General features: G+C 42.1%; 22 protein-coding genes and 1 pseudogene. 6 read left to right on the forward strand and 17 right to left on the reverse strand.

What is annotated here, in order from left to right; translation table 11 throughout:
- Positions 1 to 15: 15 nt before the first annotated feature.
- From DW800_RS09175 to DW800_RS19930, 5 genes and pseudogenes are all read left to right on the forward strand, one after another.
- On the forward strand, positions 16 to 219 hold the full coding sequence (locus tag DW800_RS09175; protein WP_004316526.1) for a helix-turn-helix domain-containing protein: 204 nt from the start codon (positions 16 to 18) through the stop codon (positions 217 to 219).
- A 1-nt stretch (position 220) separates the two neighbouring features.
- The gene (locus DW800_RS09180) at positions 221 to 3,451 is read left to right on the forward strand and encodes a type I restriction endonuclease subunit R (protein WP_119957996.1); all 3,231 of its coding nucleotides are present in this window, start codon (positions 221 to 223) and stop codon (positions 3,449 to 3,451) included.
- A 5-nt stretch (positions 3,452 to 3,456) separates the two neighbouring features.
- Complete coding sequence (locus DW800_RS09185; protein ID WP_119957997.1) at positions 3,457 to 5,118, forward strand: class I SAM-dependent DNA methyltransferase; 1,662 nt, start codon at positions 3,457 to 3,459, stop codon at positions 5,116 to 5,118.
- Complete coding sequence (locus DW800_RS09190; protein WP_119957998.1) at positions 5,111 to 6,112, forward strand: virulence RhuM family protein; 1,002 nt, start codon at positions 5,111 to 5,113, stop codon at positions 6,110 to 6,112. The genes DW800_RS09185 and DW800_RS09190 overlap by 8 nt, the downstream gene beginning before the upstream one ends.
- Positions 6,113 to 6,377: 265 nt before the next feature.
- A pseudogene (locus tag DW800_RS19930) lies at positions 6,378 to 6,731 on the forward strand (restriction endonuclease subunit S); the annotation flags it as partial.
- 34 nt (positions 6,732 to 6,765) lie between these two features.
- Here the strand turns inward: DW800_RS19930 and DW800_RS09200 are convergent.
- From DW800_RS09200 to DW800_RS09245, 10 genes are all read right to left on the reverse strand, one after another.
- Positions 6,766 to 7,917: a restriction endonuclease subunit S gene (locus DW800_RS09200; protein WP_119958026.1), complete on the reverse strand. Its 1,152-nt coding sequence runs from the start codon at positions 7,915 to 7,917 to the stop codon at positions 6,766 to 6,768.
- A 57-nt stretch (positions 7,918 to 7,974) separates the two neighbouring features.
- Complete coding sequence (gene xerA / locus DW800_RS09205; RefSeq protein WP_119958027.1) at positions 7,975 to 8,967, reverse strand: site-specific tyrosine recombinase/integron integrase; 993 nt, start codon at positions 8,965 to 8,967, stop codon at positions 7,975 to 7,977.
- A gap of 71 nt (positions 8,968 to 9,038) precedes the next feature.
- Positions 9,039 to 9,809 carry a DUF2971 domain-containing protein gene (locus DW800_RS09210; RefSeq protein WP_119957999.1) on the reverse strand — a complete coding sequence of 257 codons (771 nt, stop codon included), beginning with the start codon at positions 9,807 to 9,809 and terminating at the stop codon, positions 9,039 to 9,041.
- Between the two features lie 4 nt (positions 9,810 to 9,813).
- Complete coding sequence (locus DW800_RS09215; RefSeq protein WP_119958000.1) at positions 9,814 to 10,494, reverse strand: restriction endonuclease subunit S; 681 nt, start codon at positions 10,492 to 10,494, stop codon at positions 9,814 to 9,816.
- A 78-nt stretch (positions 10,495 to 10,572) separates the two neighbouring features.
- Complete coding sequence (locus DW800_RS09220) at positions 10,573 to 10,977, reverse strand: hypothetical protein (RefSeq protein WP_119958001.1); 405 nt, start codon at positions 10,975 to 10,977, stop codon at positions 10,573 to 10,575.
- Positions 10,978 to 11,012: 35 nt separating this feature from the next.
- Entirely contained in the window at positions 11,013 to 11,954 is a 942-nt protein-coding gene (locus DW800_RS09225; protein ID WP_119958002.1) for a relaxase/mobilization nuclease domain-containing protein, read from the reverse strand.
- Complete coding sequence (locus tag DW800_RS09230; RefSeq protein WP_119958003.1) at positions 11,944 to 12,252, reverse strand: MobC family plasmid mobilization relaxosome protein; 309 nt, start codon at positions 12,250 to 12,252, stop codon at positions 11,944 to 11,946. Before DW800_RS09230 ends, DW800_RS09225 begins: the two co-directional genes overlap by 11 nt.
- Positions 12,253 to 12,390: 138 nt before the next feature.
- Positions 12,391 to 13,470 (reverse strand): DUF6371 domain-containing protein, encoded by a 1,080-nt coding sequence (locus DW800_RS09235; RefSeq protein WP_119958004.1) that lies wholly within the window; start codon positions 13,468 to 13,470, stop codon positions 12,391 to 12,393.
- Between the two features lie 78 nt (positions 13,471 to 13,548).
- Positions 13,549 to 14,925: a DUF3987 domain-containing protein gene (locus DW800_RS09240; RefSeq protein ID WP_119958028.1), complete on the reverse strand. Its 1,377-nt coding sequence runs from the start codon at positions 14,923 to 14,925 to the stop codon at positions 13,549 to 13,551.
- 11 nt (positions 14,926 to 14,936) lie between these two features.
- Positions 14,937 to 15,302, reverse strand: a complete 366-nt coding sequence (locus DW800_RS09245; protein WP_042986096.1) for a helix-turn-helix domain-containing protein — start codon at positions 15,300 to 15,302, stop codon at positions 14,937 to 14,939.
- Positions 15,303 to 15,597: 295 nt separating this feature from the next.
- Between DW800_RS09245 and DW800_RS09250 the strand changes: the two genes are divergently transcribed.
- A complete protein-coding gene (locus DW800_RS09250; RefSeq protein WP_119958005.1) occupies positions 15,598 to 17,043 on the forward strand; it encodes a hypothetical protein in 1,446 nt (481 codons plus the stop codon).
- Between the two features lie 3 nt (positions 17,044 to 17,046).
- Here the strand turns inward: DW800_RS09250 and DW800_RS09255 are convergent, their stop codons facing one another.
- The 7 genes from DW800_RS09255 to floA all read right to left on the reverse strand — a co-directional run bounded on the left by DW800_RS09255 (position 17,047) and on the right by floA (position 24,558).
- Positions 17,047 to 17,928 (reverse strand): mobilization protein, encoded by an 882-nt coding sequence (locus DW800_RS09255; RefSeq protein ID WP_119958006.1) that lies wholly within the window; start codon positions 17,926 to 17,928, stop codon positions 17,047 to 17,049.
- Between the two features lie 265 nt (positions 17,929 to 18,193).
- A complete protein-coding gene (locus DW800_RS09260) occupies positions 18,194 to 18,559 on the reverse strand; it encodes a lipofamily protein (RefSeq protein WP_119958007.1) in 366 nt (121 codons plus the stop codon).
- A gap of 8 nt (positions 18,560 to 18,567) precedes the next feature.
- The gene (locus DW800_RS09265; protein WP_119958008.1) at positions 18,568 to 19,674 is read right to left on the reverse strand and encodes a tyrosine-type recombinase/integrase; all 1,107 of its coding nucleotides are present in this window, start codon (positions 19,672 to 19,674) and stop codon (positions 18,568 to 18,570) included.
- Between the two features lie 84 nt (positions 19,675 to 19,758).
- Positions 19,759 to 20,661, reverse strand: a complete 903-nt coding sequence (locus tag DW800_RS09270; protein ID WP_119958009.1) for a helix-turn-helix domain-containing protein — start codon at positions 20,659 to 20,661, stop codon at positions 19,759 to 19,761.
- Between the two features lie 247 nt (positions 20,662 to 20,908).
- Positions 20,909 to 22,303: a tRNA uridine-5-carboxymethylaminomethyl(34) synthesis GTPase MnmE gene (mnmE, locus tag DW800_RS09275; RefSeq protein WP_117703627.1), complete on the reverse strand. Its 1,395-nt coding sequence runs from the start codon at positions 22,301 to 22,303 to the stop codon at positions 20,909 to 20,911.
- A 281-nt stretch (positions 22,304 to 22,584) separates the two neighbouring features.
- The gene (locus DW800_RS09280; protein ID WP_008663776.1) at positions 22,585 to 23,463 is read right to left on the reverse strand and encodes a nucleoside phosphorylase; all 879 of its coding nucleotides are present in this window, start codon (positions 23,461 to 23,463) and stop codon (positions 22,585 to 22,587) included.
- 93 nt (positions 23,464 to 23,556) lie between these two features.
- Positions 23,557 to 24,558, reverse strand: a complete 1,002-nt coding sequence (gene floA, locus DW800_RS09285) for a flotillin-like protein FloA (RefSeq protein ID WP_005826863.1) — start codon at positions 24,556 to 24,558, stop codon at positions 23,557 to 23,559.
- Between the last annotated feature and the right edge of the window lie 10 nt (positions 24,559 to 24,568).

Genomic DNA, 24,568 nt, shown 5'->3' on the forward strand with positions numbered 1-24,568 from the left:
AAATCGCATCAAAGAATGAAATTGAATAGAATAAAGGCTGTATTATCTGAAAAAGGTATCTCTCAGACATGGTTGGCTAAGAAACTCGACAAGAGTTTCAGTATGGTAAATGCTTATGCCTGTAATAGGATTCAACCGAATTTGGAAACCTTGCAACAGATAGCAGAGATATTGCAGGTCGATTTGAAGGATTTGATAACCGACAAAAAGGATAGGTGATATGAAGCAGTTTTCGGAAGCTACACGGGTGCAGATGCCTGCAATGGTTCACCTGACCCGAATAGGATATACTTACTTTGGTAAGTTGAGTGAAGATAAGAATGGCACGGTCTATGACGGTGACACGAATATTCTTTTGCAGGTATTTGAACGGCAGTTTAAAAATCTGAATCCCGGACACGAGGGAGAGTTTCTTCAAGTTTTGAAAGATATTCGCAAGGAACTGAACGATGATGATCTCGGTCGAGGCTTTTACAATCGTCTCAAAGCCGTTTCGCCTGTAAAGCTGATAGACTTTGATAACATTGGGAATAATACGTTCCATTTCACAGCCGAATTTACCTGTAAGAACGGACAGGATGAATTTCGTCCTGACATTACTTTGTTCGTAAACGGGTTGCCACTTTGTTTTGTAGAAGTGAAGAAGCCCAACAATCATGGTGGTATGTTGGCAGAGAGCGCACGAATGAACAAAGAACGTTTTCCCAATAAGAAATTCCGCCGTTTCATCAACATTACGCAGTTGATGATATTCAGCAATAATATGGAATATGATGCGTTGGGCGGTATCGTACCCATACAAGGGGCTTTCTATTGTACTGGGGCACGTTCATACGCACCATTCAATTGCTTCCGTGAAGAAAATTTAAGCGGTCAGAAAATTGCACCATTCCATCGTGACTACTTGTATAAGGAGATTGACAAGACGGTGGAAAAACAGATATTGTCTGATTACAACTGCCAAGTCATTCATACAAGCCCTGAATATCAGACAAATCTCGGTTTCAATACTCCTACAAACCGAATTTTAACCTCTATGTGTTCGCCTGAGCGGTTGTTGTATATCATCAGATATGGTATTGCCTATGTCCGTATGGAGCGTGAGGTAGATGGAAAGATAGAATTTACCGACCAAAAGCATATTATGCGTTACCAACAATTGTTTGCATCCTTGGCTATTCGCCAAAAAATGGCAGAGGGGATAAAATCGGGCGTAGTATGGCATACACAAGGGAGTGGTAAAACCGCCTTGTCATACTATCTGACTTATATTCTTAACGATTTCTATTCCAAACAAAATAAGGTTGCCAAATTCTATTTTATAGTAGACCGCCTTGACCTTTTGGAACAAGCCACACAAGAGTTTGAAGCTCGTGGGCTGGTAGTATCTACTGCCAATACAAGAGCCGAACTGATGGAGCAGTTCCGCAGTAATCAGGCTCAACAAGGTGTAAGCGGACAGGCAGAAATCACGGTTGTGAACATTCAACGCTTTGCCGAGGATAAGGAGAAGGTGCGTATCAGCGATTATGCAACCAATCTCCAGCGCATCTTCATTCTTGACGAGGCTCATCGAGGATATAAACCCGGTGGATGCTTTCTTGCCAATCTCTTTGATGCCGACACCGATGCGGTTAAAATCGCACTTACTGGTACACCGTTGTTAAAGGAGGAACGTGCCAGTTGCAAGGTGTTCGGTAACTATCTGCATACCTATTATTACGACAAGTCCATTGCCGATGGCTACACGCTGAAAATCATACGTGAGGATATAGAAACTTCCTACAAAGAACGTTTGTCTGATGTGTATGACAAACTGGAAACCCTTGTGCAAAAAAAAGACATCCGTAAGTCGGAAATCATAGAGCATCCAAGTTATGTAAACGAGTTGGCTCGTTACATTATGACGGACTTAAAAGAGTTTCGCAAGATACAGGGTGACGATACTTTGGGTGGTATGGTTATCTGTGAAACCAGCGAACAGGCAAGACGGCTTTATGATGTATTCCAAGAAGAGTGGTTGAAGTATCAGCCGAAGCCCATCAAGATAAAACTTGCCGATGGTTCGTATGTGGTGGGTGAGCCGGAAGTGGATTACAAATCAAAATATAGGCCATTGAAAGCCGGAATTATTCTTCACGATACTGATGACAAGGAAACTCGCAAGCAGATAGTCAAGGACTTCAAGAAAAATATGACAGTGGATATTCTCATTGTCTTCAATATGCTTTTGACTGGTTTTGATGCGCCACGCTTGAAACGGCTGTATTTCGGGCGCAAATTGAAAGACCACAATCTGCTTCAAGCCATAACACGTGTAAACCGCCCTTATCCCGGTATGCGTTACGGTTTTGTCATTGACTTCGCAGACATCAAGCGAAACTTCAAGGAAACCAACGAAGCCTATCTGCAAGAGTTGAACCGCTTCAATGATGTGGACGAAACAGGTGAATCCGCTGCTACCGACACTTTTACCCAAGTCATTGAGGACAAGGAAGAGATATTGAACCAAATGAAGAAAGTTCGGCAAACGCTCTTCAATTACACATACGACAATGCGGAAGAGTTTTCTTCAGAAATCTCCACTGAAGAGGATAAGGCTGTATTGCTCGACTTGAAACAGGCGTTGGAGTCAGCCAAGAATATGGCAAATATCGTGCGTACATTCGGTGATGATGAAATGAAAGAACAGTTTGCCAAACTCGAAATCACCAAGTTGCCGCAACTGCTCTCTGAGGTACAGAGACGGATTAGTATCATCAATCAGAAAGAGGCTTTCAATGCAAACGAGGAAACGAAAGCCCTAATCAATGAGGCAATGATGGATATAGAGTTCACTTTCTCCAAAATAGGACAAGAGGAAATGCGCCTTATATCCGGTGGTGTGGAATTGAAAGAGAAATGGCAGCGTACCATTTCTTCGTTTACCCAGAACTTTGACCAAGACGACCCGGAGTTCATTTCGTTGCGTGAAGCCTTTATGGAACGCTTCAAGGAACACGGTTTTGTGATTGACACAATAGCTAAATTCAACGAGGAGACACAGGCTTTGGATGAAATTATTGGTCGCCTGCAAGAGTTGCAAAAACGCAACAATGTCTTGTTGAAAAAGTACAAGGGCGATGAAAAATTTGCCCGTGTACACAAGCGCATACGTGAAGTGAATAAGCAAAGGAAAGATAAAGGACAGAAGCCTATGTTCTCTTTCCTTGACGAAGAGATTGCTGCTATCCTCAATATTATAAAAGAGGATGTGGATGCCAAAGTGTATGACCGTAATGACATTCTGAAAAAGGATGCTTATTTCGGGCGCACGGTGATGGCTCTTATCAACGGATGCCTGTTTCATTTTCCGCAAATCAAGCCTGAAATGGACGATTACAAGTTCATCCAGACACGCATTTCACAACAGTATATCAACCAATATAACGCCACTTACGGCATTGCATAAAGATTATGTCAGATATTAAAGAAAAAACATTAAAACTCATCGATGGGCTTAAAGCCACCTGCCAATCATACGGCATGGGAAACGATGGTAACGAATATAAGATTATCACTCAGGTGTTTCTCTATAAATTCCTGAATGACAAATTCGGTTATGAACTGAAAAATGCGAAAAGCGAGATTGCCAAGAAACTGACAGGAGATGTAAAATGGGAAACGGCATACGAAAATCTTTCTGCCGATGAGCGTATGCTTATTCAGAGTGCCATTTCGCCAGATGTCCCGATGCTCGAACCGTACCATCTGATTGCCAATCTTTGGAACCAGCAGGGAAAAGGTGATTTTGACACTATATTCGACTCTACGATGACGGATATAGCGGAGTTGAATGCTGATATATTCTCCACGCAGACCACAGCCAACACGAAGATTCCATTGTTCGAGGCACTGACACCGTTTGTGACCGATTCGGCACAACGTGCGCCATTCGCTCGTGCTCTGGTGGATAAACTCGTGAATTTCTCTTTCGAGGAAGCGTTTGCACAGAATTACGATTTCTTTTCCAGCATCTTTGAATATCTGATTAAAGACTATAATACAGCCGGAGGCGGCAAGTATGCGGAATATTATACGCCTCACGCCATTGCCACGATTATGGCTCGTCTGTTGGTGGGTGATAATGCCGACTTGCATAGCATGGAGTGTTATGACCCCTCAGCAGGAACAGGTACATTGCTTATGGCACTTAGCCATCAAATAAGCGAAGACCGTTGTACTATCTTCTCACAAGATATATCCCAACGGAGCAACAAGATGCTGAAATTAAATTTATTACTCAACGGGCTTGTATCTTCGCTTGACAATGCTATTCAAGGTGACACGCTTGTAAGTCCTTATCACAAGAGCGATGATGGACAACAATTGCGCCAGTTTGATTTTGTGGTAAGCAATCCGCCTTTCAAGATGGACTTCTCGGACACTCGCGAGAAGATAGCCGCCATGCCAGCCCGTTTTTGGGCAGGAGTTCCCAATGTACCTGCCAAAAAGAAAGAATCAATGGCAATATACACCTGTTTCATTCAGCACGTTATCAATTCGCTGAAAAAGACGGGTAAAGGTGCGATTGTTATCCCTACTGGTTTTATTACAGCAAAAAGCGGCATTGAGAACAAAATTCTTCATAAAATTGTAGATGACAAAGTGGTATTTGGCTGTGTTTCTATGCCAAGCAACGTGTTTGCCAATACAGGTACAAATGTCAGTGTGCTGTTCTTTGACAAGTCTGCAACTGCCGACAAAGTAATCTTGATTGATGCCAGCAAATTGGGCGAGGAATACAAAGATGCTAACGGATTGAAAAAGGTGCGTCTGAACGATGAAGAGATAGAAAAGATTGTCGGCACATTCCAGCGAAAGGAGGCAGTGGAAGATTTCTCTGTGGCTGTCTCTTACGATGAGATAAAGGAAAAGGGATATTCTCTTTCTGCCGGGCAATATTTCGACATCAAGATTGATTATGTAGATATAACGGAAGACGAGTTCAATGCTCGTATGGCGAATTATAAGCAAACTCTCGCCAAGCAATTTGCTGAGAGTCATAGATTGGAAGAGGAAATTATGAAACAGTTGGATGCATTGCAGTTCAACGCAAATGTAGGTAACAATGAGTAACGAAATCCAGTTTTTGCTATACAGCCTTCCCGATAAAGAGGTTAAGGTGCAGGTGGTTATAAAAGACGAGACCATTTGGTGTACGCAGAAAGCTATGGCAGAGCTTTTCGGTATTGACAAATCCGGGATTAGTCGCCACATAGCCAATATATTCAAGGACGAAGAACTACAGCAAGACACGACAGTTGCAAAAATTGCAACTGTCGTAAATCGAGGCATAAGAGGTGAGGTTGAAGAGTTGGTTGATTTCTATAATCTTGATATGATTATCGCAGTTGGCTACCGTATCTCTTCTCCCAAAGCAACCAAGTTTCGCCAGTGGGCTACCAAGATTCTCAATGAGTATATCAAGAAAGGGTTTGTGCTTGATGATGAACGCTTAAAACAGGGAACGGCGGTATTCGGAAAGGACTATTTTCGTGAATTGCTTGAAAGAGTACGCTCTATCCGTGCCAGTGAACGGCGTATTTGGCAGCAGATTACCGATATATACGCAGAGTGCAGTATTGACTATGACAATAACTCGCCTACCACACACGATTTCTATGCCATGATACAAAACCGTTTTCACTATGCCATTACTGGGCAAACGGCAGCAGAAATCATCTACACTAAGGCAGACCATACCCAAGAACACATGGGGCTGACCACATGGAAGAATGCTCCTGACGGACGTATCTTGAAATCGGATGTGTCAATAGCCAAAAACTATTTGCAGGAGAATGAAATCCGTCGGTTGGAACGTGCCGTAACGGGATTTTTTGATTATATCGAAGACCTCATTGAACGAGAGAACACGTTTAATATGGAGCAGTTTGCAGCCAGTGTCAATGAGTTTCTGACTTTCCGCAAATATCAGATATTGCCGGATAAAGGACGCATTTCTGCGGCACAAGCCAAGGCAAAGGCAGAAAGCGAATATGACATTTTTAATAAAACCCAACGTATTGATTCTGACTTTGATAAACAGATTAAAGGAATGTTGGATAAGTAATTCTTCCACAAGTTGTGGAAAATTTATTTATCCAATGTCTACATTTACTCCCCAATTTGTGGAGTAAACACGGTTATTATAAAAGAGAATGAAGCTAAGTTGGGTAAGGAGTAAAACGAAAAAAGTGATGGAATTGAGAAAATATAATGCAAATCGTACTCAAGTTCTGAAAATAAATCAAATTGTGCGCACAGTTTCAGAGACTCACAAATTTGATAAAGACAAACTCATTGCCATAAATACATCTGATGTAGAAAATGGCGTAATGGGTAGCGGCACGCTAACTTCTGTAGATGAGCTAAAAGGTCAATTTAAGAAGACCATAGTAAAGGACGATATATTGTTCAGTGAAATACGTCCTGCTAACAGAAGATTTGCTAAAGTTACAACAGAAGACACAAAAGACTATGTTGTGTCTACCAAATTGATGGTATTGCGAAAATATAATGAAGATGTTGATTTGGAGTATTTTTATTATTGTTTGACCAATCAACCTTTTCTTGATATACTCCAACGAAGAGCCGAAAATCGAATAGGTTCATTTCCACAAATTACATTTGATTTGCTTTCGGAATACGCTTTCCCAATACCGCCAATCAGCGAACAGAAAAGAATATCAAGTGTAATATCTACGTTAGATAAAAAGATAGCTATTAATCGTGCGATAAATCAGAATTTACCGACACTTGACCGTTCATCAATAGCGGGAGAAGTTCGTCGCGTTGCTTGGTCAATTCCTCGCATTCTACTCTTATTTGCTTCATTTTGTAAAATATCGGAGTTATTGTTTTGTCGAATCTTTTGAGTAAATCTTTATGGGGCTTTATCATTGGTAAGTTATAAAGAGTTGAAGCAGTCATGCTTGGCACACCTGTTCCTGAATCCCATCTTGTAAAATCAATGTCTTTGATGGCAAAGAAAATATATTTAGCACAATACGGGACTTTCATTTCAGAATAGAACATTGTATCAACAGTCCAAAAGGCTTCATCAACATACATGATGTTGTTTAATGTCCCTTTTCTTGGCATTAAAACCGACTCTCCTCTATATAAGTTTTCATTAACTCTGCGCATTTCTCCACCGCTACCATAAACAGGATATACACCTTCGGCTAAATGCTTGTGGTCACGTCCGTTTTTAATGGTTAGGAAATACTCTAATGTACAATTATCCCATCCTTTAGGAATTTTTCGTTTAAGTTTTTCGTTCCACACCATCTCTCCACCACTTGATTTATACGGTTTCCCTTCCTCATTCGGGAAATCAAACTGTACAAACCAGTAATCATAGAGCTGCTTCGTCATCGCCTCTAAATTCTGATTTATCTTTTCGTTAAGGCGAATTTTATAGTCTATATTTTGGAAAAAGGTGCCAATGCTTTCTTCTGAATAAGAAAGTGTTGGCATTTCATATCTTAAAATTTGCTCCTTGTCTCCACGAGGCATTTTACTACCTTTTGCCCCTTGCATTACATAATCAAAGAATGAATCTTGAAGTAATACAGCATAAAGAAAGCTTGGAGAATGCCCCTCTTTAGCTCTGAAAACCAATACATCAGATGATGCTCCACCATCAATGTCTGCAAACCAAATTTTTTTAAGGTATGGTCTGATATTGGCAATTAGTATATCGCCACACTGGTAGCGTATAAGACTACAAGTCTGTGGCGGAAGATTAGTCGCAACCTCCCGTCCTTGTTTGTTTTGTAATATACAGTCAGTAGTAACGTATTCGGATAAAGAAATGTCATTACTACTTATTTTTTCAGTTACATAATATGCAATTGATGATAACTTAGTCATATACATCCAATTTAGGATGCAAAGTTACGCATTTTTAGGCATACTTTTGTGATTCAATTACCCCAAATATTTCTTGTGAGCCAACTTTACATTGTTTTGATTCACAATAGCATAATGCAGTGTGGTGTCAATGCGTACATGACCGAGTAATCGCTGTACCTGTTCGATAGGCATACCTTTGTCGATAGCCATAGTTGCAAGGGTTCGACGGAACTTGTGAGGATGAACTTTAGGCATAGAAAGGGATTGGCCTAACTTTCGGATTCTAACTTCTACACCGCTGATAGTCAGTCGTGAATGTGGCGAATTGAGGGAAACAAATAAAGCTGGATTATCATCTGTTCGCTCATTAAGATATTGTTGCAAATGTAGTTTTGTACGAGCGTTGAAGTAAACAACACGCTCTTTGTTACCTTTCCCGAATACCACACATTGACGCTCATGGAAATCTATGTCCTCACGGTTCAGTTTAACCAACTCACCCACACGGATGCCTGTGGATGCAAGAATGTCTATAATGGCAAGGTCTCTCTTGTTGGTGCAACAATCACGAAGTTGCTCTAATTGTTCGTCAGAAAGTACCTCCTTTACAAGAGAATCAGTCTTTACTTTGTGAATACGTCTGACCGGGCTTTTGGCGATATAATCTTCATCTTCAAGCCATGCAAAGAAGCTGGAGAAGATGCGCCTCATATTGTCAATGGTTACTTTGCTTGATTGATGTTCTTCTTGATAATCGGATAGATAGGTACGAATGTCCGTTGTACTGATGTGGCAAATAGCCAAAGAGAGTGTAACCAACAATCGCTCAATGGTATTGCGATAGTATGCTAATGTCTTATCCGAACATCCCTCTATCTTTTTGGCTGATATAAAGGAGTTAAGAAGATGTTCATTCTCTTGCGCTTGTTGTTTGGCACAATCGCTCTTTTCAATGATTTCTACATTATGCAGTTCTGATGCAAGCACAGCTTTAAGCCGTGCCATTTGTCGGCAATCCAAGTCACGCTGCATTTCCGCAACTATCGCCTGAATGATGTTCTCTTTCATAATTCTGATATTTTTGTCATTATATATAATATAAGAGACAGCTAAATCAGAATTTACCGATACTTGACCGTTCATATAATTATAGGTCGTAATCTAAAAGCATTTTCATCTACTTCCATTTGGTACAACCTAATTTGCGGATTTAGTTCCTTGCGAACATATTGGATTATTTTTTCTTTCTCAGTTTGTTCTATATTGACACCAAAATAGATAGACTCAAAGCATTCGCCTTTCAGTGGCATATAGTAGCGTATCTCACGCCAATCCCATATTTCCTTTGTCAGCTTTGCCTGTTGAGGAGTAAATGCTGCATATATTGGACTTGGTTTTGGTATGACTAATCTAACCTCCTGCTCATATTCCCATTCCTTTGCTTTTGTCCGCCATTGATAACTGAATAAATCTTTTGTGGTATGATATGCGTTAGGACGCTCTATTATATCCTGATATTGAACATCAAGAACAAGCGGTTCAAGATATATTGTACCAAACATTGGTGGAACAGATTCCAACATTTTGTCTATGTCAAGTCCTATACAAATACCTTTATGGTTATAACAATAATGGCTCCACATGAGTAATGAATCATTGATTTTTGATAAACTACATAGCCATGTATCATTACGCAAATTGAGTGCATCGTTTTCTTCTTTCTCTATCCACCATTCCTTAGGTATCCATCCTTGAAGTTTAGTATTAGGTACATTTGAGTAGTCAATTAGTTTTGGATGACAATCGAAAGGATCGTTCAGTTGAGACGCATTAGTGAATTGGAGATCCCGGTTTCCAATCATGCACTTTGCGCCAACTATATCTAAATATTTGTAGAGTATGCGAGACATTTTTTTATTCTATTGTTATTTGTCCATTCATTAAAAGTGGTAAAAGCTCATCACGCTGCTTAGTGAGGAAAGTGATTTCGTTCCGACTCTTCACAATCATTGAAAGAATTGAATCAAATTTCTCCCTTAATTTTTTATTAGGGCAAACTAAGACATATAGGTCTTTCATGTCTTTATCTGAAAGATGCCCCACCGTAGAACCTTTTGCTCTTTCCTCTTTTGCCTTGATGTATGGCTGTATATCGTATTTGGCTTGAACAATAGATACATTTGAGCTATTCTTTGCTCTTAATCTTACGCTTCGCTGATTAAGGTAAGAAACGTTATCAGTCCAATAATTTATATGGAAATTTCCGTCCATCCCTATAAGTAAATCTTGTTTTTGAAGCAAATACCTTTCACTAACTTCTTCTGTTGTATATGCTGAAACAGAATTATCAAGAATATCTCTAATACGAACAACTGGAACAGACGTTACTTGCTCTGTAAACAATTCAGTCGAAAATGGAAAACCATATTGTAATTCAATCTCTTCTGCTAACATTGAGGCTTTCCATCCTTTCGGAATCTCTCTCTTGAACTTTTCATTCCATACCATTTCTCCACCACTTGATTTATACGGTTTCCCTTCCTCATTCGGGAAATCAAACTGTACAAACCAGTAATCATAGAGCTGCTTCGTCATCGCCTCTAAATTCTGATTTATCGGTATATAAAAAGAAAAGGAGAGGAAGAATCCCCTCCTTAACCTTCAAACCAAGTCTCAGACATTCAAATCCTTCATTGCCAATCCATAGTTTTCTTGTCCGAACAGGTCTTGATGGATGAGCTTCAATCCGAGCGTCTGATAATACTTGTAATCATCCCCTTCGGTACAGAGATATTTGTACCCGTAGCGTGGCATGTACTCCTTGAAGAAATGAGCCAAGTCTTTCAGGTTTTCGGCTTGGTTCTTCTTGAAGTTGCTACGCACGATGATGATAGCCCAGTCGGGGAAGTTACCTCTTCCGTTGCTGTACTCCCAGAAGCGGATGTAGCAGTCCAAATCACGCTCACGGATGTCTACACAAAAGCCATTGGCATTTTGCATCACGCTACAACTGTTTCTGTAGCCAAACTTCTCACACAGATAGAGATTGAAATCAAGAATCAAATCTTTTTGTTCCATAATTGTTTGAATTTAAAAAGTTAATAAATAGTGGATTATAAACGAAAGCCTCGCTTGCGCTTAGCCTTTTTCTTTTTCATCAGGCGATTGAACTCTGCTTCTTCTGCGGCAGTAGCATCGTATGATGAACAGCCATTCAACAGGCCAAGACCGATGCTTGAGCCATTGTCGGAATGGGAAACGCTTTGCTGCGCCTCTTCATCTTTATGCGTGAATCTTTGTTTATGGTATTCAAATGAAGATGCACAAGCATTCTGCTCCAATCGGTTGTCTATATTCAAATAGCTGAACTCACGGCTGACCTTTGAACCGGAGAAAGAAAAGCCGTCATACTCAAACTTGACTCCCTGTATTTCCCTTGTAGTCCGACAGACCTTGAATTTCATATCAATGTCACGGTCGGCAAGGGCTCCTTTCAGTTCATCCCAACTTTGAGCTTTGGGCAATTCCTCTTTCAACGCCTTGTATATCTCATGCTTTGCCCGGTCGTATGGGCGCAAGCGTTCCTCCTTGATATGGTCTTTACCATTGGCAAAGTGCAAGCGGTATTTTGCCGTCAACATCTTACACACTTTTTCATTTCTGCGGAAGTCGTTTTTGTCGCTAATCGTCTTACCGTCATTGTCCACACGATTGAAAACGATGTGGCAATGCGGATGCTCACGGTCGATATGCCGGGCGATGATGTACTGCGTGTTTTCGATGCCCATCAGTTTCATATAGTCATGGGCGATTTGCAACATCAACGTATCATCAGACTTCAGGCGTTCGCCATCTTCAGGAGAGAAGTTGAGCGAGGTGTGTCCGACAATATTCTTTACCTTGTCGTTGAGCAACGCCTGTAATTCAAATTGCTCTGCCATCTGTTCGGGTGAGCCATCCACTCCGACAGCTTCCAGCAACTTGGATTTCTCCTCTTTGAGGACATAACGGACACAACCACCGAACGATGTTCCTTTGGTTTGCTTACCTATCATCTTTCAGTTGCTTTATAAGTTGGTTAATACGCTGCGCCATCTCCTCGCATCTTTTGGCAACGGCAAAGAAGCCGTAGGTGTTTGCCTGCTTCGCCAATTGGTTAAGATTGGTGCTTTCACCTATCAACTGACGGATGATGTGGATATGCTCTTTCGTGATTCGTTCACGTACTGTTCCGTTCTCAATGAGTGAACGGATGACTGCGCTTTGGGTCTGCTTGCTCCGTCTGCAAAGCGCACCGAGCCATGCGAGTTGGTCGTAAGACAGACGGAGTGTTATCGTATGTTTCTTTTCCATTTTGAATTGCTTTTAGTGAATAATTTGTGACCATCGGGAGCCGCCTCCTCAGACTTTTTGAGGAGCAAGTGGTCGGGAAATGTAATACACCGACATTAACTTGCTACAGTAAAAAAGTCTCGATTCCTCTCCCTTTGTTCAAAGTCTGAATCCTCGTTTCTTAGGCGGTGAAACTTTCGGTTGAGGGATGCCTCGTTGTACGCTGACGAGTTTCAAATCGAATGTCTCTATCAGTGTTTTCAAGTTCGGATTCCTCTTAATCATCTGCTGGAGTATGGCTTCATCAGGGCGTACCTTCAACAGATAATCGGCTATGTCGTACCCTTCTTTCCGTTCACTTTCGGTTGCTTTGGCTTCCAGATAATTGAACAGTTGCACGTCAATTCCGTAGCTTTTCATCAACCCGATTTTGCTCTGCCAATAGTCGGTCGCTCCCAAATCGGGAAATAATACAACGCTTCTTCCTGCGAGAACGGACAGACTGTTGGCATTGAAACAACCGTTCTTTCCACCCGATGCAATCCATAGGAATTGGGGTAGATAGTAGGAAGCGATGATTGCTGTTTTCTCGCTTTCGACCAATGCGACAGGACGGCTTTTGTCTTCTGGAAGCAGATGTTCACCGAAGAAGCATTGCTTCAAATTATAGCCATCCTTGTGCAGTACGGAGTGTACCCATGTGACATGATTGTACGGTTCTTTTATCCGTTTACCAGTTGTCGGATTGTAAAGCATTATCTTACCCGTGCGTACTCTGTTCTGATAATCCATTTGCCAAAATACGGTTGCACCGTCCCAATGTTTGGAAGTGCCGACTTTGTATTTCGCCATCAGCTTCAATGTTTCCGATTTTCCGAATTGAGCTGATAAGAATTGAAACAGTTTGTTGTCAGAATAGCGTTGTAACGACTGGTTAACTATATCCAAATCAATGTGAGAAGTGGCTTTCGGCTCGACTTCTTTTATAGGCGCATAGCTCTGAAAGTTATCCTCGGACAACTTTCCCTTTTCTGACGGATTCCGTTCAAAGTAATCACGGGGCGTGAAATGATAACCGCATTTCTGCTCGTGGTCGCAACGCCCCACGTAATCAGGAAACTGGATTCGTCTATCCGTATCAATGTACTTGGAAAAACATCTTTTGCGGTGGCAGTTCGGGCAAGTATGCCGTGTGCTGACACCTTTGTAGGGTTCTAATATGAATCTATGTGTACTCATTGTATGTTTCTTTTTAGGTGTGTCACTTTTGTCGTTATTGTCGTTTTCGTTTGGAAAGTGTCAAAACCGACAAAAATGTCACGGGTTAATCTTTGAATATTCTCCATGCTTCTCTTTGCGGAACAATGTTCCGATATTGTCATTGAGAAAGCGTTGAAATGTCCGTTCCTTCATTCCGTTTTGCTCGGCTACCTGTATAGCTTGGGCAGTAGTGAAAGAAGGAGGCAGCAGATTGACTATCGCCTGTTGCTGACTGTTGAGGGCATTCTCATTCAGAATATTTTGTACGCTCAATGCGGACTCTTTGAAATACTCCGTCAGTTTAATGGCTCTCTCCACCGTCAGCAGGTCTATACACGCCTTGTCGCACTCTCCGCAAGTCCATCGTGCCAGTTGGATAATCAGGCAAAAGCGGATGATGTATATCTCTAACTTGCAATAGATACTCACAATGGTGTCGTTTGTTTCCCGGTCGCACAACTCAGAGAAATGGTGCTGCCACTCGTAAAGTCGTCTCTTGGCATCCTCTGAGAAGAAGAGAATTTGCGGTTCAATTTCTCCATGCTCATTGAGGTAGCACTCTGATTGTATCAGTCTGTCAATAATGGCATTCCATTCTTGCTCTATATCTTCTGGCAATTCTTTATCATTCCATCGTGCCTTCTGTTGCAGATTAGGCATTACAAACAGAATGCGGTCGATAAATCCGTTGCTGGAGCGTTCACCTTTAGCCAACTCGTTCAAGATTTTCTTTTGGATAGTACCAATGACCGATATGTACGGACGCTTGATGAAGATGGAACTCTTGGCATTCTTGCGGTCGGACATGGTAGTCTTGGCACTGAACACTGAGAGCCAAAACTGTTCTTCCGAACCGTTGTTATAGCGGTTGAAATTCTTGAACCAAGCGGACAATTCATCAGCCCACAAACACAATCCACGTTTGTTTTGTGCATGAATGAGGCTCAACCCTTCGGGCGTTACATCCGAAACCAAGAAGCGTTTGCGGATAGGTTCTTGTAGAAATTGCCCTCCACCGCTTTCCGCACGTTCCTTGCGGCTCATGCTCATCAGCTCATCGTATTTGGCAAGAGCCTTTTCAAATTCCTGATTCTGTCGGTAGTCATAATCAAGAAACGGCTTCATCGCAAAGCTGAGCGGATGGCTTTTGTTCGCTCCCGGTCTTCCAATCAATGCCATATACAGGATAGGGCTTTCCGTCCAGCCTTGCTTGATTTGGGCAAGGTGTGTGTTGCCTATGCCGACTGCTATTGCCGTAAGGATGGCTGCGGCAATGTAGTCGGTAGGGTAGTTATGGCACTCGTGTACCTCACGGATGATGCGTTGGATTCTCGATGGAAATATGCTGATAGGGAATGCCGTACCAGACAATCTTGTGCTTAAATCAATCGCTTCATCAATGATGGATGCCGGATTAATAGAATATGTATCCATAGCCCAACCCATTAAAATTGTACCGATGATTTAGGCTTGTGGCGGACACCGCTCTGCATATTGGCAAGCATCTCCTCGTATGTCTGCTCGGCAGTTTTTCTCCGTCCGTTTTCAATCCAAGCAAGAAGCTCGTCCTCATAGAAATAGAGTTTCTTGCCTTTCTTGTAAGCCGGAAGTAGCCCTTTGCGTACCAATGTATATATGGTAGGCTTGGCTTTTCGGATGATACGGCAAGCATCCTCAATTTCCACCAATACATGTTTGTCGGATGGCTGTGGCTGGAGTTCCGCTACCATCTTTTTCAACTCGATGACCTGTTCGGTCAGATAACCTACCGCTTCGGGCAGCTTATCAAATGTTACTGTTTCTTTTTGCATACGCCAATCGTTTTTAATTGTTCGACGGCAAAGGAAACAGGTGTTTCAATGGTGGAATCATTCACCAAAATATAACTGATGAATAACTTTTTGATAGTGATTGGTCGTGGTAAATATTTGATTATAAGTAAGTATGGGGCGTTTTGTGATGCCACTTATGGTAATTGTTGGTAATTATATTATGAGGTAAGAGATGATTTTCACAAAATGTTAGATGGGTTATAATGAAATAGCCGTGTGTAAATCACTGTGTGATATGTTTTTTCGCTAACTTTGTAGGATAAAAAGTTTGAGTATGAAAAAGGTGCGAATAATTGCAAATGAGGAGACTATTAATATCTTGATAAGCAATGCTAAAAAAACGATTGCAGATTCAGAATGTTTATTGCATGATACTGAACTGATAAAAGTTGAGATATGTAATAACAAATTGCAGGGAAATTATTTGCAATTAGTACTTGAATTGTTAAGCGGTAGTCTTTTAGGGATATGTGAAGTGTGTAGCAATTTGAAAGAAATGTTGTCAAGCAGTAACACATACGTTAAACGCTACCATATGCAGATGATCAATTTATCACAATATGAATGGTGTATATATTTAGGTGGTAAAGATCAGAACGGAGTATTAGCTAACCTAATACATTATCTTAATGAACAACATTACAATTCATTAGAATTGAAAAATGTTTTAGAAAAGGTTCGTCAGCTTGGCATGAAGTGTAATGTCGGATTGAGATCTATGACAGCTCATTATGATGAACCTAATATCATGTACAAAAAGTTGCTTGCTTTAAATGATGAAGACGTATATGTACGTAGAATCAGTGAGCAATTATTGATACACGACATGATATTAAAATACGTATCTCCGATTTTGCAAATGATTAAAGAAGGATTAAATCACATTGATAAAGAGGATATTCGTAAGAGTAGTTTTGAATTTAATATTCAAGATATTTTAAATGCTAAAGTTGCAGAGGCTTTTAATAACAAAGAAGAACTTGACATTATGATTTCACATCAAATAGCAAATGCGTGGAATGATATAGAGTCTATGAAGCGACTATTTGATACTTGTGAAAAAATAATTGAATATCTAAAATCAAGGCAGATTGATTACAATAGGCTTATAGAAATGAGATCACTCGTAGAGATGCAATTAGCTGTTAGTTTTATGAGATATGATTTAATCTGTTCAATGGATAGTTATCTAAATGCTCAAAGTAATACAGAGCGATCAATTTGTTTTATGTACGTATATAGAATTGAGACTGCTGCTTTAACTCATTTATATGGTTATAATGAAGAGCGAAGACAGAATAGTATATGGAATAGAATTAAAACAATCCCTGAATATAAGTCAACTCCATTATCAAATGATATAGAGAGAAATCTTAAGATTTTGACATCGCATTTTGATAGTACTAGGAGGAATTTATATACTCATTATAGGGAAGGTAGTAAATTAAATATTAGTGATAGATGGCATTGTGCTAACAAAATGGATCATCCAAAAGAATTAATGCAAATTCTGCAACTTGTCACGTTATGCAAAAATATACATCAATATCTGGCTTCACTTTTGTCTGTGATGAATACAACGGAGAAAAAGAAAAATGATGAAATATTGGAACCCATACGAAGCATAAAAGAAATAGCGTATAAAAACAATCTACAAGATATTGTTAAAATGTCAGATAAATTGCTTTCAATATTTTCTTTATTCAATGTTAAGTTATAGTGTTTATGCTATGTTTCCGTTCAATTTAATCTTGCACTCTGATTCCGTGTGCGACATTTTGCGCTCAATGGTGGATATTTCCGAATCACGGAGGGTGTGAGCAAATACCCTCTTTATAAATGTGGCAGTCTGTAAACGTGGTTTGCCGAATGCCTTACCGATATTCCATCCGAAGTGCATGATGTCAATGGTTTTTAATTGGGCATCAACCTTTATCTGCTCGACTTTGGGCATAGTATCTGACAAGTAATATTCTGTAATATATCCACATAGACGATTGAGGTCAGTTTCGCTAAGGTAGAGAACCAAGTTTTGTTTCGTATATGTGAGAACCTTATCAAGTTTTTCTTGTGATGCTCGTTCTTTCTCAGCCATAGCATTTGCTCGGGAAATCTCATATTCTGATGGTTGATTAAGCACCTCAATAGGGATGTTGCTAATAGAGGCTGAAGGGATTTCCTCCTTTGGAAATACTGCCATGTCTTCATTGGATTCCGAAAGCGAGAGAGTTGAAACTTCTTCTGTGGTGTCAGATGTAGTTTCGATTTCTGGTTCAGATTCAGAAACGATAGGTTCTGTATCTATGGTGCTTTCAATAAGTTCCTGCTGTTCTATTGGAACTTCAATTACTACCGCTTTATTGCGATAGCACTCAAATCTCATGAAGCACTTTTCTATTGTAGGTGAAAGGATTTGCCCGAATATTATTTGTAGATTGAGATAGATAGCTCCCATGATAATGGAACATACCACCAAAATGAGGTAGCTGCTGAACTCGTCCCAACCATAGTGAAGTACTGTTTGGCGAGCTAAAACACCAATGATTGCGATTGTACCAAAAATAATCAGATGCAATGTTATATGTTCTATCTTTCTCTGTTCCATAGTGAGATGTATTAATCGTTTGTGTGCAAATATATAGGATTAATTTTTGAGAAAACCCATAGTTTTGCTTGTCAATGAGCTTTTGACGATATATTTCATTACTTTTCACCATGTTACACTCCTAATAATAAGCGCATTGCAAATTTCTTGTTTTTGGATGAAAATAGTTAGGTAAATAGGCTGGTGTATCTTAAAAACAGAAATTATCTGCATCATTTGGGGTGAAACAATGCAGATAATCAATAGAGTATAGAGATATAGCTTATTAGCAATACAATGTCTGGTTTGTACCCTTGTTGAGATATAACAGGAGGTTGTAATCTTGTTTACGAGTGACTTTGTTTATTAGCCATTTCCTAAATGCAGCGGAATGCCCGGTGTCTATTTGATAGGATAGGGCTATAACTATATCGAGATTATACACATCGGCATTGTTCCCATTCTCCAATTTGAGGTATTTACAAACTTCGTGGCTCTTCAAAACATTAGATTTCAGGATTCTTTTGATTGCTGCGTGAATAGTCCCAGCCGTTGTATAAAACAAGTCTGCTATCTCCCAAGAGGTCATCCATATCTCACCATCGGAAATATAGATGCCTTGTCCGTTGTTGGTTATGATTCCTTGTTTCATAGTTATATCTATTTGAGTGATATTTTATTGGCTGTCTCTCGCTTCTTGGAATTGACCAAATCAGCATAAATCTGAGTTGTGGACACGTTCTTGTGCGTCAGCATCTTTGAAACGGTGTAAATATCTGTACCCAAGGATATTTGTATGACCGCATACGAATGTCTGAATCCGTGAAAGGTTATCGGTTTCGTTATTCCTGCCTTTTTGAGCCAGCTTTTCAGCGGATAATTAATCATACTCCGTTTCAACTCCTTGAATACTTTGCCTGTTCCGGGTGTTCCGCATAGTTCGTAGGCTTCGTAACTGATGGGAAGTGTCGCTTCTGTTTGTGTTTTCTGTGTTCTGATACGCAAGCAATAGCCTTGATCGGGAGCAATAGTGAAATCTTCCCATTGCAGGTTGAGAATGTCACTGATGCGTAAGCCCGTTAGACAAGCGAACAAAGAGGCTGCTTTCAATACGGGGATGTCGCAAGGAGTGGCAGCGAGTTGTTTTACCTCGTCCAATGTCAGATACTCTTTCTTCACATCTTGTGGCTCAATCTTATCAAGGTAATCATTGATGTTCTCACGAAACCATTTGTCCCGATAGGCAATCTTCAACAATCCTCTGAAAGTAGAGTAGTAGCCGGATGCTGAATTGAGAGATATGGGACGGTTGCTGTGTTTTAGTTGTTTGGCATTCAGCAAGTATTCACGGAACTTCTTACACAAGTCCACATTCACATCACCAAAGGTACATTGTCCCTTGACGAAGTTGTAGAAATGCTGATAGACGAATTGCCATTTTTGGTCTTTGTTCCGGCACATCTTCTTGAAGTAGGCGAGGAAGTCGGCTTTCTGTTTGGTCTTATCCAAGAAGCCAAACTCTTCATTGATGAGCGATTGCACTCTGATGCACCGGATAGCCTCTGCCTTGTTCAACATATCGTTGTTGAACTCCCGTTCCATTTCGTTTTTCGGATGGGCATAGATGTAGATGCCGAGGTATTCCCTGCGGCTCATCTGCATAGTCTCAGGATTACGGACTGCCGGATAATAATCCAGATACAAGGAGATGCGATTATTCCGAATCGCTCTCTGACGAACTGTTACTTTTGTACACGTGTGTGACATACTGTTTAATATTTAGAATTTTACATTTGTTTGGTGCAAAGGAATATGGTGATTCAATGGTGGGTACATTCACCGAAAAATAACTTATTCAATCTTTGGGGCTGCAAGCAACTTATCCAGTTCAGACTTGGAGATAAGTGTGTATTTGCCTTTCTTGACCTTGGGGATATTATGGTACTTCGCATAGTGATAGAGCTGGTCACGGGTAAGGTTGAACTTCTCCATCGCTTCGGCTACCGTATAATATTGCGGTTCTTCGGGGGCTGCAATGCCCTTCGCTATATCCACATGCTTCTTGGAATAGTACACCATGATGCCCTCTTTCTTCTTCGGGATAGCATTTTTGGAAACAAAACAGTAGATGGCGGATAAGGTCATGCCGAACTTCTCCTGCATTTCTTGGGAGCTATACCATTCGGTAATGTCAGGATTCGGGGCTTTCTTGGAAAAGTAAGCGTCAATATGTTTCTTACTCCAGTAAGTTTTGCCACGATTGAAAGTCCGAGGAATGTTGTTCTTCTTGGCTACTAAGAATATCCATGATTCGTTTACATGGTATTTCTCTTTCACTTCTGCTGTGGTGTAGAAGTCGGTGATAGGGGCTTTCTCTTTTGGTTGTTTGTTCTCTGCTTCTTGAACAATAAAGTCTGTCATGTCTTCTATATCGGCTCTGCGAACAAGCGTTTTCCTTTCAAATCGGATTACTTTGATTGTTCCATTGCGGATATAGCGATATATAGAAGTACGCCCAATATTTAATAACTCGGCTACTTCTGATGGAGTAAGATACTCCTTGTTCAAATTAGGAGGTGTCTTTATGCTTTTCTCTAATTCATGTTGCAGACTTTCAATGCGCTGTTTCCTAACCCTGTCTTTATAGGCAAGATTGGCGCATCGGTGTGAACAATACTCTGTGGTGGTCTTATGGGCTGTGAAAACAGCATTACACCACTTACATCTTTTCTGAATGTCGATTTTACTACTCATTATTTATCCGTTTATTTCGCCAAATATGTTTCATTGCGTACCACCACGTACCATGACGTACCAGTGTGTCCACGACCTTTCCGACCTAAAATCGGAGAGTAACAAGCGAGTAACAAATGCGGTACAAAAATGAGCTGAAAAAGCCCTATAAACGATAACCATCGCTTATAAGGCTAAAAAGAAAGGCGCTCAAAATGAACGCCTTGATAATCGTTGATGATATATGCTAATCGTTGGTAATCACCACTTATTTGCCGATGCAAAAATGTTCAAAAATATTCCCAAGTACCATGTCGTTCGTAACTTCCCCCGCAATATCGCTTAGATGGAAAATACATTCGCGGATATCTTGTGAAACAAAATCTCCGGATAGATTTTCTGCTAGCCCTTGTTGGACCCGGTGGATGGCTTCCAAGGCATGGGTCAAAGCCTCGTAGTGGCGTATATTCGTGACAATGACATCGTTTTGGGTAACCGTGGGCAGGTTAGCGGCAGAGATTAGCATTTGCTGAAGCTTGTCGAGGTTGGTACGCCCTTTGGCAGAGATGGAGATGCATTGCACATTAGTAGCGGCCAGGGTGAAACTGGGGGTGAGGATGGTTGAGGCATCCTGCACCAGATCGGCCTTGTTGAATACGAGAATGAGCCGTTTCCCTTCGCAACGGGGAAGTATCTGGGCAGTTAGTTGTGGTATCCGTGAGACGGCATTCGTGGCATCAACTACCCAGAGCACGATTTCCGCCTGCTCCAATTTCTGGAAGGTTCGCTCAATTCCTAGGCTCTCGATGGTGTCGCTCGTTTCGCGTATGCCTGCCGTATCAATAAACCGGAAAGTTATCCCGCCAAGATTGACTGTGTCTTCTATCACATCGCGGGTTGTCCCGTGTATGTCGCTTACAATGGCTCGTTCCTCGTTTAGTAGTGCATTCAACAGGGTGGATTTACCAGCGTTCGTTTCGCCGATGATGGCTACGGGCACGCCGTTCTTGATGGCATTGCCTACACTGAAGGATTGTACTAAACGGGAAATTACCTGCTCTATGCCGTCTGCTAGGAGACATAGCTCGGAGCGGTCGGCAAATTCCAGTTCTTCGTGGTCGCTGAAGTCCAGCTCCAGTTCTATGAGTGATGTGAAGTGCAGCAATTGGTCGCGTAGTGAGGCCAGCTCTTTACTGAACCCACCGCGCATTTGGCTCATGGCGAGGCGGTGAGTGGCGGCAGAGGTGGAGGCGATGAGGTCGGCCACGGCTTCGGCCTGGCTTAGGTCCATTTTGCCGCCCAAGAAGGCCCGTTGCGTGTACTCACCGGGAGCGGCCAGGCGGCAACCATTGCCGATGAGCAATTGCAACACCTTCTGAAGAATATAGCTCGAACCGTGGCACATGATTTCCGTGCTATCCTCGCCCGTGTACGAGTGGGGGGCACGGAATAAGCTTACAAGTACTTCGTCTATGATGTTTTCTTCTTCATGGATATGACCGAAGATAAGTGTGTATGGCTTGGCATCCTTCAGCTTCTTCCCCTTCCGGGCAGGGGTAAATATGCGGGATGTTATCTCTATGGCATCCGGTCCGGAGACACGGATGCATCCTATGGCTCCCCCTTGGGCGGTGGCTATGGCACAAATGGTATCTTGGTTCATTTTATCCGGCTTATTTTTATTCAGCAAAGATAATGGTTTCTTTACAAAAAAGAGAGATGGTGATTCAACTTATGGGCTTTTATCGTAACTTTGTGCAAATCGATAATGGATAGATGCTTATAAAGCCTAATCCGCCTCTGTGCCCATTGTGGGTATAGCAGGACATTGCTACACTATACAGACCAGCAACGGGCACGTCAGGCAGGATGTGATGAAGTCATTACTAAACCCTACTCCTAGGATTGGCTGAAGGAAAGGGAGGAGCATTTCTTGAAGGATACTTAGATACGGTCGAGTACTGTTTTGATAAGAGTATCTATCGTATTCTTGTATCCCGTGTTAGCTTCTTTTATCAGGCGGTTGGCAATGACCATGCATACCGTCATGGCCTTGTGCCCCATCAGACGGCTCAAGCCTGCCAGGGCAGAACTTTCCATCTCGAAGTTGGTAATACGGTAGCCGTTGTATTCAAATTTTTCAATCTTCTCATTCTGATGTGGGTCGGCAAGCGGCACGCGTAACTCGCGTCCTTGAGGTCCGAAGAAGCCCCCGGCGGCAATCGTTACGCCACGTACCATGTCGTTTTGTGCGATGCGGTCTATCAGTTCAGTGCTTGCATCAATGACGTAGAGGGCAGGGGCACACATGTTGCCGGACCATCCCATATGGTTGAGGAAGGCACGCTCCATGGGCAGGTCGCACACGGAGTTGCGTCCGGCATAGAAGTTGAGCAGCCCATCGAAACCAATGGACTTTTCAGAACATACGAATGTGCCTACCGGAGTGTAGGGTTGCAAGCCGCCGCAGGTGCCGATACGTACCAGCTCAAGGCTACGCAGATGGGGCTTTTCTTCGCGCGTCTCGAAATCGATGTTTGCCAGGGCATCCAGTTCGTTCATCACGATATCGATGTTGTCACATCCGATACCGGTGGAAACCACCGTAATACGTTTCCCCTGGTAAGTACCGGTGATAGTCTTGAACTCGCGGCTTTCCACTTCACATTCCTTGTTCTCGAAATGGGAGGCAACCAGTGCCACCCGTCCGGGGTCGCCTACCAAGATGACTTTGTCTGCCAGCCATTCGGGCTTTACGTGAAGATGAAATACAGAACCGTCTTCATTGATGATCAGTTCGGAAGAGGCGAAATATTTCTTCATATGCTTGAGGCTTTAATCTTTTGTTTATAAATAGAAACGCCGGGAACCGATTCTTGTTCACCGGTTCCGGCGTTTCGTCAGTTACTTTCCGGGTTATTTACTCAACGGCTGGCTGGTATTGCCCGTCGTCGGTTTGGCAATGTTTTCGCGCATGGAAGTGTCGGCTTCTATATTCTTCATCCGGTAATAGTCCATGATACCCAGATTGCCGTTGCGGAATGCTTCGGCCATGGCCTTGGGTACTTCCGCTTCTGCCTCGATAACTTTGGCACGGGCTTCCTGGGCCTTTGCCTTCATTTCCTGCTCTGTGGCTACGGCCATGGCGCGGCGTTCCTCTGCCTTGGCTTGAGCAATGTTCTTGTCGGCATTGGCTTGGTCTATCTGCAGGGCGGCACCGATATTCTTACCTATGTCAATATCAGCAATGTCAATGGACAGAATTTCGAATGCTGTTCCGGCATCCAACCCCTTGCGCAATACCAGTTTGGAGATAGAATCCGGATTCTCCAATACAGACTTATGATTCTCTGACGAACCGATGGAAGACACAATACCCTCGCCTACACGGGCCAGAATCGTGTCTTCTCCGGCACCGCCCACCAATTGGCGGATATTGGCGCGCACCGTTACACGGGCCTTGGCAATCAGCTGGATACCGTCTTTGGCAACAGCTGTCACGGGAGGGGTGTCAATTACTTTGGGGTTAACGGACATCTGTACGGCTTCGAATACGTCACGGCCGGCAAGGTCGATGGCGGTTGCCATCTGGAACGGCAGCTCGATATTGGCTTTAGAGGCGGATACCAGTGCGTGTACCACCCGCTCTACGTGACCTCCGGCAAGGTAGTGCGCTTCCAGTTCGTCGCGCGTGATGTTTTGCAATCCTGCTTTATGAGCTTCAATCATGCCGGGCACAATGATATAAGGAGGGACATTACGGATGCGCATCAGGAAAAGTTGTACCAGCGAGATGTTTACTCCCGATACTTTGGCAGACAGCCACAAGAAGAACGGTACATAATGGAAGAAAAGTACCAGGAAAATAATGCCTCCTATAATGAGGAAGGCGGTTAAATACATTGTGCTTGGATCCATGAGATTAAAT

The organism is Bacteroides sp. AM32-11AC, assembly GCF_003603515.1.
Classification (GTDB): Bacteria; Bacteroidota; Bacteroidia; order Bacteroidales; family Bacteroidaceae; genus Bacteroides; species Bacteroides uniformis.

Coding starts and splice junctions, on each gene's coding strand:
- DW800_RS09270 (WP_119958009.1), bottom strand. CDS start 20,661: ATGAGTAGTAAAATCGACATTCAGAAAAGATGTAAGTGGTGTAATGCT.
- DW800_RS09185 (WP_119957997.1), top strand. CDS start 3,457: ATGTCAGATATTAAAGAAAAAACATTAAAACTCATCGATGGGCTTAAA.
- DW800_RS09220 (WP_119958001.1), bottom strand. CDS start 10,977: ATGGAACAAAAAGATTTGATTCTTGATTTCAATCTCTATCTGTGTGAG.
- DW800_RS09250 (WP_119958005.1), top strand. CDS start 15,598: ATGAAAAAGGTGCGAATAATTGCAAATGAGGAGACTATTAATATCTTG.
- mnmE (WP_117703627.1), bottom strand. CDS start 22,303: ATGAACCAAGATACCATTTGTGCCATAGCCACCGCCCAAGGGGGAGCC.
- DW800_RS09190 (WP_119957998.1), top strand. CDS start 5,111: ATGAGTAACGAAATCCAGTTTTTGCTATACAGCCTTCCCGATAAAGAG.
- DW800_RS09240 (WP_119958028.1), bottom strand. CDS start 14,925: ATGGATACATATTCTATTAATCCGGCATCCATCATTGATGAAGCGATT.
- floA (WP_005826863.1), bottom strand. CDS start 24,558: ATGGATCCAAGCACAATGTATTTAACCGCCTTCCTCATTATAGGAGGC.
- DW800_RS09180 (WP_119957996.1), top strand. CDS start 221: ATGAAGCAGTTTTCGGAAGCTACACGGGTGCAGATGCCTGCAATGGTT.
- DW800_RS09280 (WP_008663776.1), bottom strand. CDS start 23,463: ATGAAGAAATATTTCGCCTCTTCCGAACTGATCATCAATGAAGACGGT.
- DW800_RS09245 (WP_042986096.1), bottom strand. CDS start 15,302: ATGCAAAAAGAAACAGTAACATTTGATAAGCTGCCCGAAGCGGTAGGT.
- DW800_RS09235 (WP_119958004.1), bottom strand. CDS start 13,470: ATGAGTACACATAGATTCATATTAGAACCCTACAAAGGTGTCAGCACA.
- DW800_RS09210 (WP_119957999.1), bottom strand. CDS start 9,809: ATGTCTCGCATACTCTACAAATATTTAGATATAGTTGGCGCAAAGTGC.
- DW800_RS09230 (WP_119958003.1), bottom strand. CDS start 12,252: ATGGAAAAGAAACATACGATAACACTCCGTCTGTCTTACGACCAACTC.
- DW800_RS09215 (WP_119958000.1), bottom strand. CDS start 10,494: ATGACGAAGCAGCTCTATGATTACTGGTTTGTACAGTTTGATTTCCCG.
- DW800_RS09265 (WP_119958008.1), bottom strand. CDS start 19,674: ATGTCACACACGTGTACAAAAGTAACAGTTCGTCAGAGAGCGATTCGG.
- xerA (WP_119958027.1), bottom strand. CDS start 8,967: ATGAAAGAGAACATCATTCAGGCGATAGTTGCGGAAATGCAGCGTGAC.
- DW800_RS09175 (WP_004316526.1), top strand. CDS start 16: ATGAAATTGAATAGAATAAAGGCTGTATTATCTGAAAAAGGTATCTCT.
- DW800_RS09260 (WP_119958007.1), bottom strand. CDS start 18,559: ATGAAACAAGGAATCATAACCAACAACGGACAAGGCATCTATATTTCC.
- DW800_RS09255 (WP_119958006.1), bottom strand. CDS start 17,928: ATGGAACAGAGAAAGATAGAACATATAACATTGCATCTGATTATTTTT.
- DW800_RS09200 (WP_119958026.1), bottom strand. CDS start 7,917: ATGACTAAGTTATCATCAATTGCATATTATGTAACTGAAAAAATAAGT.
- DW800_RS09225 (WP_119958002.1), bottom strand. CDS start 11,954: ATGATAGGTAAGCAAACCAAAGGAACATCGTTCGGTGGTTGTGTCCGT.